This window comes from Dehalobacter sp. 12DCB1 (assembly GCF_004343605.1).
Lineage (GTDB): Bacteria > Bacillota > Desulfitobacteriia > Desulfitobacteriales > Syntrophobotulaceae > Dehalobacter.
Genome location: NZ_POSF01000014.1, coordinates 16,457 through 31,301, shown reverse-complemented (window position 1 = coordinate 31,301; position 14,845 = coordinate 16,457). Strand labels below are relative to the sequence as shown.

The following is a 14,845-nucleotide window of genomic DNA, read 5'->3' as shown; positions in this document are numbered from 1 at the left end:
GCAAAATACAAAGACGAATACCGAAGGAACTCCGCATGCTCATCGAAACAAGAATTTCCGGCAAGGAGGTCATCGCTGCGGAGGCCGGCAATACCGGCAAAGCCATTGACCTTATGGAGGCCCTTAAGGTCAGCGTTGAGAAGGCCAAAAAAAAAAGGAATTAGCGTAATTGTATGTCTGGTCAACTCAGTGAATACAACCAAAAAAGAAACTTTGCAAGAACGCTGGAACCGGAAGGCAAAACAGAAAATTCAGAAGAGCATCTAAGATTTGTCGTCCAACACCATATGGCCCGTAGGGACCACTATGATTTGCGTCTGGAATGGAACGGTGCTCTTTTGAGCTGGGCGGTGCCCAAGGGTCCATCCTACGATACGCATGATAAGAGGCTTGCTGTACAGGTGGAGGATCACCCTCTTGAATACAGGAACTTTGAGGGGACGATTCCCAAAGGGGAATATGGCGGCGGAGTGGTCATGCTCTGGGATGAAGGTTTATGGGAACCGCATGTAAATGTGGATGAAGGGCTTCGACAAGGCGGGTTGAAATTTGTACTAAACGGAAGACGGCTGAAGGGAAAATGGGCTTTGGTTCGTTTGAAAGAGAAGGCCGGTGAGGCCAAGGTTAACTGGCTTTTACTCAAAGAAAAAGATGAATACGCCAAAACCGACACCGGGATTTCTGGATTTACCACCAGCATCACGACTGGACGCACGATGGCGGAAATTGAGGCTGGTGAAGAGGGTAAAATCACCAGGAACCCCTTCAATAGAGCGGACGAGCAGCTCGCTAAATTGGTAAATACGGTTCCCAGTGGCGAGGATTGGCTCTATGAGTTGAAATATGACGGCTATCGGATTCTGGCGTTTGTGGAAGATAACAGCGTCCGTCTGATTACCAGGAAAGGCCATGATTATACAAAGCGGTTTCAGAATGTCGCGACTTCTCTCATCAATTTGGCTGCCGGAAGGGCGATGATTCTGGATGGCGAAATGACAATTACGGACGCATCGGGCAAGACCGATTTTCAGGCTCTGCAGAATTATATGAAAAATCCCAAGGCTCAAAACCTGACATATATTGTCTTTGATCTGCTTGCGCTGGATGGTGCTGATCTTCGGGGAAACCGCTTGATTGATAGAAAAGAAGCGCTTGAAGCTTTGATGAAGGATGCACCAAAAGGCCTCTACTATAGCCGGCATGTCAAAGGAAACGGAAAGGAAAGTTTTATTGCAGCCTGTGAGGCAGGTATGGAGGGAATAGTCGGCAAAAAATATGATTCTGTCTACAGCGGGACGAGGAATGGTGACTGGATCAAACTGAAGTGCGATAAAAGGCAAGAATTCGTCATTGGAGGATATACGCTTTCGGACAAAAAAACAGGCGGAGTAAGTTCTCTTCTCCTTGGGGTCTATGAAGGTGAGGATCTAGTCTATGCCGGACGCGCCGGAACGGGTTTAAGCGAACGCAATATGAAAGAGCTCGAGGAAAGATTCCTAAGCTTAAATAAGGCGGAATCGCCTTTTAAACTTGCGCCGAAGCCAAGGGCAAATGAAAAAATAACCTGGATTGAGCCCGAACTGGTTGCAGAAATCAAATTTGCCGAATGGACCGAGGATAATCTGTTAAGGCAGGCAAGCTTTAAAGGCTTGCGGACGGATAAGAATCCCAGAGATATAAAGAGGGAATCACCCATCAAGGAATTGGAGAGGTCAATGGAAGCAAACGGTGGCGGTATTATCATCGGAGGAATAAAGATTACAAACCCGGATAAATTGATGTTTGACGACCCTGAAATCACCAAAGCGGATATAATCCGGTATTACGAAAAGGTGTCAGAGCGCATGCTGCCGTATGTTGCGCACAGGATCCTCAGTATTGTGCGCTGTCCCAAGGGAATATCGCAGACATGCTTCTACAAGAAACATCCCGGCTCGGACAGCAAGGGAGTTGTTACAATGCCCGTCCCCACCGGTAATGGAAAAACCGAAGCCTATTTTTATATTGAGAACGTATCCGGGCTTTTATCCCAAGCCCAGATGGGCACACTGGAATTTCATACCTGGGGAAGCCGAGTCGACGAACTTGAAAAGCCAGATATGATGGTATTTGATCTGGATCCGGATGAAGGAATGGATCTAAGCAGGGTGCGTCAGGGGGTACGGAACATCAGAAGTATTCTTGCCGAGCTTTCGTTGAACGCATATCTCAAAACCAGCGGAGGTAAAGGCTATCATGTGGTCGTCCCGTTAAAACCTTCTGCTTCCTGGGAGGCATTTCGTGATTTTGCAAAGCGCGTTGCCGAAGTGATGGAGCAAAAATGGCCTGACCGCTATACCAGCAATGTCAGAAAGGCTAAGCGAACTAATAAAATATTTATCGACTGGATTCGAAACGGAAGAGGCGCTACTAGTATTTCCCCCTATTCCTTGAGAGCGAGAAAAGGGGCCAAGGTGTCTATGCCTATTGCGTGGGACGAACTTGACACAATTGCCCCCGATGGCATCAATATCGTGGATGCGCTTTTGAGAATTGACGGCAATGACCCTTGGAAAGATTTTTTTCAGAATGATCAGAAGCTAATGTAACAGGTAAAAAAACACTTATATAATTTGAACTATAAAAAGGAGTCCGGCAAAAGTAAATACCGAACCCCTTTCTGTGACCAAGTATATTTTTATAAGTTAATTAATGGCTCTGACCAAGCATATTTTGTTGAGATTGTCCAGACGGTTGACCCTGTTGCTGACCGGAAATCATATTTTGGCTCTGTTGAGTCATTTGGTGCAGCTGTGTCTGTGTTTGATCAATAAGGCTGCTCATCTGTTCAAGGACCTGATGAGCTTGAATCTGTTGGTTAGCCTGTGATAAAGCATTCATTGCATTCTGAATAGCTTGACGTAATTGTTGATCAGCCTGTTGTTTCTGTTGCTGGGTTTGATTTCTGAAGTTCTGAATTTGTTGTTGCAATTGACTGGTAGCCTGCTGGCTTTGCTGAATAATTTGATTATTAGGAGCACTTTGCCCACTGATGTTACCAAAAGGAAACTGCTTTAGTTGATTCATAGTATTTTCTATTTCAGTTATTTGACTTCTTAAACCGCCGATTTCTTCGCTTACCTCCATATCCTTTTTTGCTAATTCTAAGAGATTCTTGTTTTTTTCATCCATTACTATTTGACCTCCAAAATTATAATTGAACAAATATATTTTTTACATATAAATAAATATTTATGTAAAAATGATATCCCGGAGAAAGAATCAGAGTCTAGTAAAAGCTCTGTCATGTAAAAATCAAAATATATCAAAAAAGGTCTCCCGGCATAGGGGGCCAAATTTTTTACTGGAATAAGACGCACAAGAGTAAACCCAAAAGAGCAAATGAATGCTAAATGAAAAGTGAGATATCATGCTCTTTTTTAACGGATTATCTTAATAACACATATAATAGGCATATGGAAATATAAGGCAAGAGGGAGGTTTAATAATGTTTTTCTTTCCGTTATTTGCAGGTTTCGCACTTGGAAGGTTATGGAGACGTAGTTATTGGTACTAATCTTATTTTCTGTTACAGGCTAAGGACAGTTATCCTTAGCCCGAACATAGTAGATATTGATTAAGTATAATAATAGGCAAAGAAAATGAAACCTGTTAAATTGCCAATCGATTAATAGTAAAAACAGAGTACTTATTTTGAATAGGTTCCTTGCCCCAGATTCCATCAAAAAGATCACAGGTGATTTCCTGAATCCTATTTGTGGATCGGTAGGAGTAGACCTTTGCGGTATTTGTTCACATCAAAGGTCTTTTTGACTTTGGGAGGAAAATGTGTAAATTAACCAGAAAGTATAAACTTTCTGGCATAAGTTAATTTAGAAGAGCCAGGAGTATTTTTCATTTCCCGTTAAGGAATTGTAATTGTGGGTATGGCCATCTTCAAATGAAGTAGTACCGTGGTACTGATGAGTATGGCCACCGCCGGGTAATGGTATTACGGGACCGGTAGTCCTGGAGAAATAGTGGACATGAACATGGTCAACGGTTGTTACCCCATTATAAGAATGGACATGAGAACTGCCGTAAGGTATATCATATCCTGTTATACCGTACATTCGATGGGAATGTCCAAAATCAAAAGTGGTTTCATTATAAAAGTCGTGAACGTGAGGTTTTTCCATTATTCTTACATTTAACTCCTTTCCATGGAAATCATATCCAATACAGGTATATGATTTATCTTTTATTCTTGTTAATGATTATTCAAAATACTTGATATACAAGTTCAATTATCCATTATTTAAATCAATGGATAATCAAGCTTTTGCATATTTTAAATTGAACTAGAAAATTCTAATATTACCGTGTTAATCCTTGGGCTTGCGCTATATTGGACACCTACATCGCTCAACACTCTCCTTGGAAAATATAAACGACACCTCGGGGACGGGGACGGGACAGAACCCTAGTGAGGCCGTCAGGCCTCTCTTGTGCCTTTTTTTGTCTCTTCCTTTCTTGAAGAACACGTAGTTGTATGAAAGTCCGTCTGACAGAACGCAAAAAATTAGATGGACAAAAAGCCATATTCCTTAAAAGGCTGCTAAATCCATTGGCAGTGCTTTTTTCTTTTTTGTTACAATGGAATATTTTTGGAGAGTCTGGCTTAGAATGGAATAAGTTGTTTGAACTTAGGAGTGGGGCCAGATGAAAAAGGCAATTGTAATATCATGCTTACTTCTGATGATTATCGGTATTATAGGAGCAGGAGCTTATTATTGGGAATGGAATACACTTCACCATGCGGGGGTTATTTCTGAACCGGCAAATTCATTAATGAGTGCGAATGACAAAAAAGACCAGACTCAAAAAGCGAACAGCCAAGTGAATATACTTGTTTTGGGAACAGATAATAGAGGGAATGAAGTTGCGCGTTCGGATTTATTAATGTTCGTTACAGCCAATGTGGATACGCATCACGTAGCTATGATTTCAATCCCGCGCGACACGCGTGTAAATCTTCCGAATGTGGGATTAACTAAGATCAATCATGCCAATGCGGTAGGTGAAGAGCAGGGGGGAGTCCGTGAAGGAACACTGGAAAGTGTTAAAGCGGTAAGTAATTTGCTTGGTGTGCCGATTAATTATTATGTAAAAATTGACTTCCAAGGTTTTAAAAAAGCCGTTGATGCAGTGGGAGGGATTGAGGTTAATCTTCCTAACGCAGTAAATGATGATCTTCGCGGGATTCATTTATCTGCCGGAATAAACCATCTGTCAGGAGATCAAGCGCTACGGTTATCCAGGGCAAGATATGGTTTACCTAATGGAGATTTTGATCGGCAGTGCAATCAGTTTTATCTTCTTTCTACTTTGGCCAATACGATGCTTAACCTCTCAAATATTTCGAAACTGTCGGAGACTATTCATATAGTCTACCAAGATTTAATCGATACAAATATGTCTGCTGCAGAGATGGCTGCCATGGGACTAAACTTCAAGGGGATTACAGAGAATGAAATACAATATTATCAACTTCCCGGCAAGGGAATTTCAGCCCAAGATCCCCTTGTCGGTGCAGTAGTTTATTATTATGAACCTGATCTAAATGGTGTTCAGAAAGTGGTAGAGCAAGCGCTTGCTAATGCTCAATGATTTTTAGCGCAAAAGTTTTTAAGCTAGAAAGGAGAGAAGTTTTTGATTGATGTCCACTGTCATCTCCTGCCGGGAATTGATGACGGAGCAAAGGGAATGGATGAGTCGTTGATTTTAGCCCGTCAACTGAGCAAGGTAGGCTTTCAGAAGGTTATTGCAACTCCACATGTACTTGAGGGACGTAGATTCCTGGATCCCAAGGTTATCCGAGAGGCGACAGTCCGTTTGAACCTTGAATTGGAACGGGAGGGTATCCCTATAGAAGTACTCCCTGGAGCTGAAAATTATATTTTTCCAGAATTACCTCGATATCTCAAGGAAAATAAAATTCTTACTATGGCCGATAGTCATAAATATCTTCTTTTTGAACTCCCGATTCAGGTACTGCCCAGTTATACGGAACAAGTGATCTTTGAATTACAAGTGCAAGGAATTGTTCCCGTATTGGCGCATCCTGAACGCTACGGCTATTTAGCCGAAGCAACAGAACTTCTGGTAAAGTGGAAAAACAATGGGGTTCTTCTGCAAGTGGATTTGCGAAGTTTGGAAGGACTTTTCGGCCGGGGACCACTTAAGTTAGCCAACTGGTTACTGGAAAATGGCTTGGTACAACTGATCGGGACAGATGCCCATTTTGCATATCATCATGAGGACAGGTATAAAAAAGCACTCCTGTACTTTTCCCAGAGAGTTGGGCCCCAGTACTTTGAGCGTTACTTTAAGACGAATCCTCAGGCTATTTTAGGAGGTGAAGGATTGGAGATCCTGAATAAGGAACAAACAATGACTCCCTTTCGTAATAAAGGAAAAGGCTGGGGATTCAAGGCAAATGCGGGAGAAAAAATACGCAGTTTCTTTGCCAGCGGTAGCAATGAGGGATCTTCTCGATAAGTAAAAACCTAGATTCAGCATCTTAATACAGGGAGCCTAAAGTGAAGTAATTAAAAAATACAGAGAATAAAAGGAACGGGACAGGCATAACTAATAACAGACAACAAATAACAAATAACTATTAAGTGTATTTCTTGGTTGTTTTGACATTATGAGGAGGAAAGAATGGAACAGGAAATCGACCTGAGAAAAATTTGGGAAGTCATTAAAAAACGCTGGTTGATCCTCGTCGCCATTCCCCTCTCGGCGGCTTTGATCAGCGGCGGGATTAGTTTTTATGTACTCAAGCCGGTCTATCAATCCTCAACTACTCTCATCGTGGGCAAGAAAGCTATCGATTTAGAGGAACAGTCTGCCAGACAGCTTTTGGAAAATAATGTCCTAGAGGCTAATAGGCAGCTTGCAAAGACCTATGGCGAAATCGCCAAGAGCCGAACTGTAAGGGAACAGGTCATCATCGAGCTCAATTTAGGATTAAGCGAAGACGAATTGAATTCAAATATTAGCGTTAGTCAAATTAATGAGACAGAAATCCTTCAGATCACTGTCTCAGATACAAACCCTCAATTAGCTGCAGATATCGCCAATAGCGTAGCGCGGAAGTTCGAAGCGGCAGTCATGGAGATCAAAAAAGTCGATTCAGTCAGCATTGTCGACAAAGCCGTGGCCCCCATTGCTCCAGTCAAGCCGGACAAGATCGTGAATATTCTCATCGCCTTTATAGCAGGTTTTATAGGAGCCCTCGGGCTATCCCTTTTGCTCGAATATCTGAACAACACGATCAGCAGCAGTAAGGAAGCAGAAGAACTCCTGGGGCTGTCGGTGTTGGGAGTTATACTCGATTATCGGTATGACAAAATTAGAAAGGAGAGACCATGCGAGAATATAATCTCAGAACCTTAGACAATCCTAAATCCCTGACAGCGGAAGCCTATCGCACCCTACGTACGAACATCCAGTTTGCCAATGCCGATAAAGTAATCAGGCGTATCCTCTTTACTAGCGCTGGATCCGAGGAAGGTAAATCATCCATCGTAGCAAATCTTGCAGTCAGCATGTCCCAAGCCGGAAAAAACGTCATCATTATTGATGCTGACTTGCGTAATCCGTCACAGCACAAGATCTTCGGGCTATCTAATCTGTTGGGGCTAACTATCACCTTGGCAGAAGATGTACCCGTTTCTGATTTTATCGTTAAAACTCCACACGAAGGATTAGATATCCTGACATCCGGTCCAATCCCCCCGAATCCTGCCGAGCTTCTAGATTCCCGGCGTATGAAACACATTTTGAATGAAATAACCCAAACCTATGATTTCGTGCTTATCGATTCCCCGCCAGTCATTCCCGTTACAGACGCTTCAATTCTAGCCCAGTTGGTAGATGGTGTCGTCCTTGTCTTGGCTGCACGGGAAGTTAAGCGGGAATATGCCCTGCGCGCCAAAGAACAGCTCGAGAAAGTAGGAGCTAAAATCCTTGGTACCATATTGAATAAAGCCAAGGTGCAATCCAAGAAGCAAAATTATTATTACTAAAAGAATTAAAAAACACTTCGTGTATGAGATGCGATGGATAAAAGCGCATAAAGATTCATTGTTGCTAAGCCTTTAGGTCTAGTTTTTTTTTGTTTTTCTGACAAAAGGACATCCTTGATGATAAATGCCGAAAAAAATTGGAAATTCATTGGAATTAACAGCTTGAATTTTGAATAATCTTTAGGAATAAGAGGTGTGGAAGGAGCGAGGAGATGTTAAGGGAAAAAAATGGGATCATTGAGCCCATTTCATTGTTGATAGACCTTTTCCTAATAGGTATTGGTTTTTACCTCATTATCAAGCTCGCTATCAATTCGGATTATATTCCGCTAAAGTATTTTCTGATTTTCCTGTCTTATATTCTTTTTTGGACTTTAAACTCTAATGTAATGAGAGTATATGAATCGAGACGCTTTATGTCTTTTGAACAGGAACTATTGAAAATATTTAAATCACATTTTCTCTCCTTTATATTGACAATCTCTTTTTTAATTTTATTTGATCCGAAATTCATAGGTGACCGTTTTATTTTTTATTTTGTAGCCATCGCTTTAGGACTGACCTTCAGCGTTCATATCCTGATTCGGCTGATTTTGCAATACGGGAGACGATCGGGATATAACACCAAGTACAGTTTAATTTTAGGAAGCGGTATTGCTGCTAAAACATATCTAGAAAAAGTTAAAAACAATCCTCAATTGGGCTATAAAATTATTGGTTATTTAGCGCCCCAAAGAAATGGTCTGGAGATACCTTATTTAGGAACTTACTCTCAGTTAGAATCAGTTATGAATCTTCATATCGTGGATACGACGGTTGTGACAGCGTCAGTCACTGAAGAAGGAATTGAGGAGAATCTTGCATTACTCGATATGATGGGGAAAAATGTCGTGATTATGGTCGATGATATGGTAGCCAAAGTTGCCAGTAGCAGATCTTTAGATTTTGGTGGGCTTTCGATGGTTGCCTTCGATAGTCATCCAAGAAATCCTTGGCAAGAGATGGGTAAACAATTCTTCGATTTCGGAGTAACCTTGGTAATCTTATTATTGATCAGCCCACTCATGTTAGCCATAACCCTGGCAATTAAAATTTCCTCAAACGGTCCGGTCATTTTCTCTCAGGAACGGGTTGGTCTTAATGGACGCATTTTCAAGATGTATAAATTCAGATCGATGGTCGTGAATGCGGAAGCGTTAAAAGCAGAGCTTGCTGACCAGAACGAAATGAGCGGCCCTGTTTTTAAGATTAAAAATGATCCCCGAGTAACAACAGTAGGAAAATTTCTTAGAAAGACTAGTTTAGATGAATTGCCGCAATTATGGAACGTTCTTAAGCAGGATATGAGTTTGGTTGGACCAAGGCCGCCACTTCCGAGTGAAGTAAATATGTATGATCCGAAGCATCGAAAAAGATTAGCGGTAAGGCCGGGAATTACCTGTATTTGGCAGATTAGTGGGCGAAATCATGTCGACTTTAATCAGTGGATGGATATGGATGCTGAGTATGTCGACAGGTGGACGTTTTGGTTGGATATGGTGATCTTAGCAAAGACGGTGCCGGTGGTTTTAATGAGGAAAGGTGCGTGTTAGGTGAACATGAAAGATATAAGAGTAAAACGTCCTAAATTATGTTTGGTCTCGTCTTCAGGGGGGCATTGGGAACAGTTGAAGAGATTACAGCCTCTGCTAGATAAATACGATGGCTTTTATGTTTCTGAGAAGACGATTTTTGAGTGTGATGCTAAGTACCTGATGTATCAAACTGATTTAAAGGATAAGTTTATGATCCCCAAAATGATCGCCAATAGCTTAATGGTTCTTTTCATATGGATAAAAGAAAAACCCGACTTTGTAATTACCACTGGGACAATCGTAGCTTATCCTTTTTATTTTTTATCTCGGGTTAGTAAAAAAAAATTTGTCTTTATTGAGACATTTGCCCGGGCAAAAATGCCTACTCAAGCAGGTCTTAAGATGCATAAGCACACAGATCTTTTCATTGTACAATGGGAGTCCCAAAAGCAGTTTTATGATAATGCTGTTTACGGGGGGTGCCTATATTGATTTTCGTTTGTGTGGGTTCAAGGCACTATCCTTTTGACAGGTTGTTTAAAAAGTTAGACGAGCTCATCGAACAAGGCCTGATAGATGAAGAAATTTTTGCTCAAATAGGCACGTCCAAATATATTCCAAGACACTTTGCCTATAAAGATTTCTTAAATCGTGATGAGTTTGAATCAAAGATTGATGAGGCCCAAATCGTAATTTCTCACGGAGCTACGGGTTCATTTATACAAGCATTAAATAAAGGCAAACAAGTAATAGGCGTGACAAGATTAGCAAGGTATGGGGAGCATATCGATGATCATCAAATACAAACCAATGAAGCTTTTGCAGAAAATAAATATATATTAGCTGTCTTCGAAATAGATGAATTATATGATGCCATTAAATCTTATAAAGATGGAACTGCTGATGTGGTAAAATGGGAAAATTTAAATCCAAACGCGATTATCGATTTGATTGACGGATTTATTCAGGAAAACTTGAAGTGAGGATACATTAAATGAATCAAACATTAAAAAACATTTTATTAATACCAATGAATATTCTTTTTAAAATAAATCCAACAACTGAATTAAAATTATTATTTTTTCTGAAAAAAGGTTACAAACTCAATTTATCTAATCCTAGAACCTTTAATGAAAAAATAAATTGGATAAAACTTTATTATAGAAATGATTTAATTCCCATTTGTGCAGACAAATATACTGTTCGCCAGTATGTTGAAGATTGTGGTTACAAAGAGATTCTAGTTGATTTACTATGGGAAGGTTTTGATGCAAATAAAATACCTTTCGATAAACTTCCAAAGCAATTTGTATTAAAAGTAACCCATGGCTCAGGACTAAATATTATTTGCAGAAATAAAGATAAATTAAATATCGAACGTACAACAAAAAAGTTAAATAAATGGTTAAAACATAAATATCTTCCTTGCTATGGAGAATGGTTCTATAGAAAAGTAAGACCAAGAATTATCATTGAGAGGTTCTTGTCGGAAGACGGTGATACTTTACCTATTGATTATAAATTGTACTATTTTAATAATATCAATGGCGCCGGTGGTATTGAATTTACCGCAATACATACGGATAGGTTTACGAACCATAAGATGACAATGTATGATGCTGATTGGAATAAGATGAACGGAGTCTCATATGGATATCCCTCTGAAATAGATTATCAGGCCAAACCAAAGCATTATGATGAGATGGTAGAAATTACGAAGATATTAGCAAAACCTTTCTTACATGCACGGATAGACTTTTACATAATTCGAGATAAATTGTACTTAGGTGAAATAACCTTTACCTGTAGTGCAGGATTTGCAAATATTAAGCCTTATGAATTTGATGTCAAGATGGGAAGTTGGATTAAATTACCTGACAAAAGTGAACTTATAGGAGTAAATTTATGAAATTCTATATTTGGTTTGAAAAATTTATGGATTTAATTTTACGCCTATTATGGATATTGGTCGTCTGGATTCATGAGATGAAGAACATAAGGAAGAAGAAAAAACTATATTCAGAAATTCAACTGCAACCTCATCAGATTCAAGAAATTGATAGAATGTGGAAGCAGGCATATGGCAGGAAAATACCAAGGACCTGGAACAGATTATACCAAAGTTATATGGGTCAATTTGATGCTAAATACTTTCCAGAAATATTATTTACAACAAAATTAGAATTAGTGATGAACCAAAGACATGTTTGCAGAGTGCTATGTGATAAAAATTTGTTAGGAATCTTATTTGAAGATGATGAGGTTAAAGTACCCAAAACAATTGTCTCGAATGCCTGGGGTTATCTTTATGATGGAAGTCACAACATAATAACTGAAGAAAAGATGTTAGAGGTCCTAAAAGATGTGGGGAATATTGTTATTAAGCCAACCATTAACACTAACTCCGGTATCGGTATAACCATGCATAATATCCAAAATGGTATAGATTTATTATCAGGGGAGAGTGTTAAAAACATCATTATAAAATTAAATAATAATTATATCATCCAAGAAAAGTTAGTCGCACATTCTGATTATGCAAGACTTTATGACAAATCGATTAATACAATACGAATTATTACATATATTGTCGATAATTCTGTACATCATGGTCCGCTTGCCTTACGTATTGGACGAGGAGGGAAGTTTATTGATAATCTTCACGCTGGAGGTATTATGATTGGTCTTACAGATCATGGAATTTTAAATAAGGTCGGATTCAGTGAAATGCAAGATAGATTTTATAAGCATCCGGATTCAGGTGTTGTTTTTGAAGGATACAGCGTCTCTTCAACTTTGCAAATTATTAATGCTGCTAAAAGGTTACATGGGCGTATTCCCGGAATTGGTATAATCTCATGGGATTTTATGATAGATAAGGATGATAATGTGGTAATTATTGAGTGTAATCTTAGTTCTCAATCAATATGGTTTCCTCAGATGGTCAATGGTTGCAGCTTTTTTGGAGATGATACTGAGAAAATGATCAACTTAATTTCAAAGAAAAAATGATCACTATGTTAAAAATTTTAATTTTAAATACCATTGGTTTAGATTTTGAAGGCATCACGAATAGTATCACTTCTTATTTGGAAGCAACAGAACGCTCCGACATGAAGATTGACTTTGCTTTAGTCAGCCAGAACTTTCATCCGGAGATGCTTAGGATTATACGAGAGATGGGATGCGGCATACATGTGCTTCCGTTACGAATGAAGGAAACTTTCCGGTATTTTTTAGCTTTGCGCCGCTTGATAAAAAGAAATCAATATGACATTGTTCATGCTCATGGCAATAGTACCACATTAGCTATCGAGATGTGGGCTGCTAAATTGGCGGGTTGTAAAGTAAGGATTGCCCATAGTCGTAATACATGTACGAATTATCCTAGATTAAATAAGTTACTGCGGCCGTTATTTAATTTGTCCTATACACAGGGCTTTGCGTGTGGTATTCAAGCGGGCAAATGGCTCTTTGGCAATAAAGATTTCAGAGTAATCCCTAATGGCAAAGATATCTCAAAGTTTGCTTATAACCCAAACAGAAGAATTGAGCTACGAACAAAATTAAAATTAACCGGTAAGGTTGTTATAGGGCATGCCGGCAACTTCAATTATCAAAAAAATCATGAATATTTAATTAAGATATTCAAGGAGTTGGCTTGTGAAGATAAACATTATGTACTTTATTTGATAGGTGAGGGTTCACTTCGTCCACAGATAGAGAAAATGGTTGAAGCGTATGAATTAGAAGAACAAGTTATTTTTACCGGGAGTATATCCAATATGGCTGATATGCTGCAAGCAATGGATATTATGATCTTTCCGTCTAGATTCGAAGGCTTACCTAACGTGGTGTTAGAGTGGCAGATTGCCTGTCTGCCCTGTGTGATTTCTGACGTAATCACAAAAGAATGTAAATTAACAGATTTGGTTACCTATATGCCGCTGCAAGAAGGGCCGTCTGCATGGGCCGAAAAGATTCGTTCCATAAAAATCCCTGACAGAGAAAAGATAAAAGAGGGTGTATTAGAGCAAATCCAGGCGGCTGGTTTTGATATTCAGGAAAATGCCAAGCAATTAAAAGAAATTTATTATAAGTTAGTTGGAGGAGGTGATGAAATAAATGATGGAAAAAGCAAATCGTATCATCTTTATCAGCAATGAAGTAGCCAACGGGGGTGCGGGGCGCGTTATCAGTGTTTTAGCAAACGCCTTTGCAGGAAAAGGGTATCATGTTTCGGTATACGCTTTTAATAACAGGTATGAAACCTATCCAATGAATCAATGGGTTGAGCAAATCTTTTTAAAAGTAAGATATACACAAAAACTGATCAATAAATTGGACAGGATTCGGCAACTGCGAAACGTATTTAAAAACAACCCAGGTGCTACTATCGTTGCCTTCGAATACTTTGTTAACATGCAGACGATCATTGCGGGTTTGAGATTGAAAAATAAAATAATTATCTCCGAAAGAAATGATCCGACCCAACAGGATAATAAAAAAATGATTAAACCCCTCAGATCCTTTCTATATCGATGGGCAGACGGTCTGGTATGCCAGACACCGGGTGCTAAGGCCTACTTTCCAAAAGCGGTTCAAGAGAAAACAGTTGTTATTGCCAACCCTATTATGGAAGGACTGCCGGAATTGTTCTGGGGAGAAAGAAGAAAAGAAATCGTTAATTTTGGACGTTTAGAAAAGCAAAAGAACCTCTTGCTGTTGATTGATGCATTTGCATTATTTCATAAGGAGTACCCCGAATATAGGCTATCCCTTTATGGAGACGGCAGTGAAAGGAATCGAATAGAAACCTATATTGATCAAAAACACTTACGGCATTGCATTACTGTGCACAGAAGCATTCCAGATATACATGAAAAAGTAATCGAGTGTACCATGTTTGTTTCCTCTTCGGATTACGAAGGCCTTTCCAACTCTATGATCGAGGCGATGGCCATCGGTCTCCCATGTATTGTCACTGACTGCCCTTGCGGCGGAGCGAGAATGATGATTAATTCCTATGAGAATGGGATATTGGTTCCGGTGAGAGATGTGAAGGCCATGTTTGAAGCAATGAAATATATCATAGAAAACCCAGAGAAAGCAGCTGCTATTTCCAGGAATGCTACAAAAGTCAGTTTAGATTTGGCAGTGGGTAAAATAGTAACTGAATGGGAACGGATGATGTGA

Annotated in this window: 15 protein-coding genes; 13 read left to right on the top strand and 2 right to left on the bottom strand. The window is 39.6% G+C overall.

From position 1 onward, the window contains the following. Positions 1-35: 35 nt before the first annotated feature. Both C1I38_RS14365 and ligD read left to right on the top strand, forming a co-directional pair. Complete coding sequence (locus C1I38_RS14365) at positions 36-164, top strand: hypothetical protein (protein WP_020492653.1); 129 nt, start codon at positions 36-38, stop codon at positions 162-164. A 9-nt stretch (positions 165-173) separates the two neighbouring features. After that, positions 174-2,588 carry a DNA ligase D gene (gene ligD / locus C1I38_RS06835; protein ID WP_026156554.1) on the top strand — a complete coding sequence of 805 codons (2,415 nt, stop codon included), beginning with the start codon at positions 174-176 and terminating at the stop codon, positions 2,586-2,588. A 100-nt stretch (positions 2,589-2,688) separates the two neighbouring features. Here the strand turns inward: ligD and C1I38_RS06830 are convergent, their stop codons facing one another. Both C1I38_RS06830 and C1I38_RS06825 read right to left on the bottom strand, forming a co-directional pair. Next, positions 2,689-3,171 carry a hypothetical protein gene (locus C1I38_RS06830; RefSeq protein ID WP_020492655.1) on the bottom strand — a complete coding sequence of 161 codons (483 nt, stop codon included), beginning with the start codon at positions 3,169-3,171 and terminating at the stop codon, positions 2,689-2,691. 701 nt (positions 3,172-3,872) lie between these two features. Continuing rightward, the gene (locus C1I38_RS06825) at positions 3,873-4,178 is read right to left on the bottom strand and encodes a YmaF family protein (protein ID WP_083916801.1); all 306 of its coding nucleotides are present in this window, start codon (positions 4,176-4,178) and stop codon (positions 3,873-3,875) included. Between the two features lie 523 nt (positions 4,179-4,701). On the opposite strand from C1I38_RS06825, the gene C1I38_RS06820 reads away from it, so the two are divergent. From C1I38_RS06820 to C1I38_RS06770, 11 genes are all read left to right on the top strand, one after another. Beyond that, positions 4,702-5,649: an LCP family protein gene (locus C1I38_RS06820; RefSeq protein ID WP_083916802.1), complete on the top strand. Its 948-nt coding sequence runs from the start codon at positions 4,702-4,704 to the stop codon at positions 5,647-5,649. Between the two features lie 42 nt (positions 5,650-5,691). Beyond that, entirely contained in the window at positions 5,692-6,540 is an 849-nt protein-coding gene (locus tag C1I38_RS06815; RefSeq protein ID WP_119774502.1) for a CpsB/CapC family capsule biosynthesis tyrosine phosphatase, read from the top strand. 165 nt (positions 6,541-6,705) lie between these two features. Continuing rightward, positions 6,706-7,443, top strand: a complete 738-nt coding sequence (locus tag C1I38_RS06810) for a Wzz/FepE/Etk N-terminal domain-containing protein (protein WP_020492659.1) — start codon at positions 6,706-6,708, stop codon at positions 7,441-7,443. Then, on the top strand, positions 7,416-8,075 hold the full coding sequence (locus C1I38_RS06805; RefSeq protein WP_020492660.1) for a CpsD/CapB family tyrosine-protein kinase: 660 nt from the start codon (positions 7,416-7,418) through the stop codon (positions 8,073-8,075). The genes C1I38_RS06810 and C1I38_RS06805 overlap by 28 nt, the downstream gene beginning before the upstream one ends. A gap of 212 nt (positions 8,076-8,287) precedes the next feature. Next, positions 8,288-9,667, top strand: coding sequence for a sugar transferase (locus C1I38_RS06800; RefSeq protein ID WP_020492661.1), 1,380 nt, complete (start codon positions 8,288-8,290; stop codon positions 9,665-9,667). 6 nt (positions 9,668-9,673) lie between these two features. Continuing rightward, positions 9,674-10,141 (top strand): PssD/Cps14F family polysaccharide biosynthesis glycosyltransferase, encoded by a 468-nt coding sequence (pssD, locus tag C1I38_RS06795; RefSeq protein WP_034382459.1) that lies wholly within the window; start codon positions 9,674-9,676, stop codon positions 10,139-10,141. Further along, positions 10,138-10,632, top strand: a complete 495-nt coding sequence (gene pssE / locus C1I38_RS06790; RefSeq protein WP_020492663.1) for a PssE/Cps14G family polysaccharide biosynthesis glycosyltransferase — start codon at positions 10,138-10,140, stop codon at positions 10,630-10,632. Before pssD ends, pssE begins: the two co-directional genes overlap by 4 nt. Before the next feature lie 11 nt (positions 10,633-10,643). Beyond that, the gene (locus C1I38_RS06785; RefSeq protein WP_083916803.1) at positions 10,644-11,558 is read left to right on the top strand and encodes an ATP-grasp fold amidoligase family protein; all 915 of its coding nucleotides are present in this window, start codon (positions 10,644-10,646) and stop codon (positions 11,556-11,558) included. Beyond that, positions 11,555-12,661: a sugar-transfer associated ATP-grasp domain-containing protein gene (locus tag C1I38_RS06780; RefSeq protein ID WP_020492664.1), complete on the top strand. Its 1,107-nt coding sequence runs from the start codon at positions 11,555-11,557 to the stop codon at positions 12,659-12,661. Before C1I38_RS06785 ends, C1I38_RS06780 begins: the two co-directional genes overlap by 4 nt. A gap of 5 nt (positions 12,662-12,666) precedes the next feature. After that, positions 12,667-13,815 (top strand): glycosyltransferase family 1 protein, encoded by a 1,149-nt coding sequence (locus tag C1I38_RS06775; protein WP_165904924.1) that lies wholly within the window; start codon positions 12,667-12,669, stop codon positions 13,813-13,815. Then, positions 13,775-14,845 carry a glycosyltransferase gene (locus C1I38_RS06770; protein ID WP_119774501.1) on the top strand — a complete coding sequence of 357 codons (1,071 nt, stop codon included), beginning with the start codon at positions 13,775-13,777 and terminating at the stop codon, positions 14,843-14,845. The genes C1I38_RS06775 and C1I38_RS06770 overlap by 41 nt, the downstream gene beginning before the upstream one ends.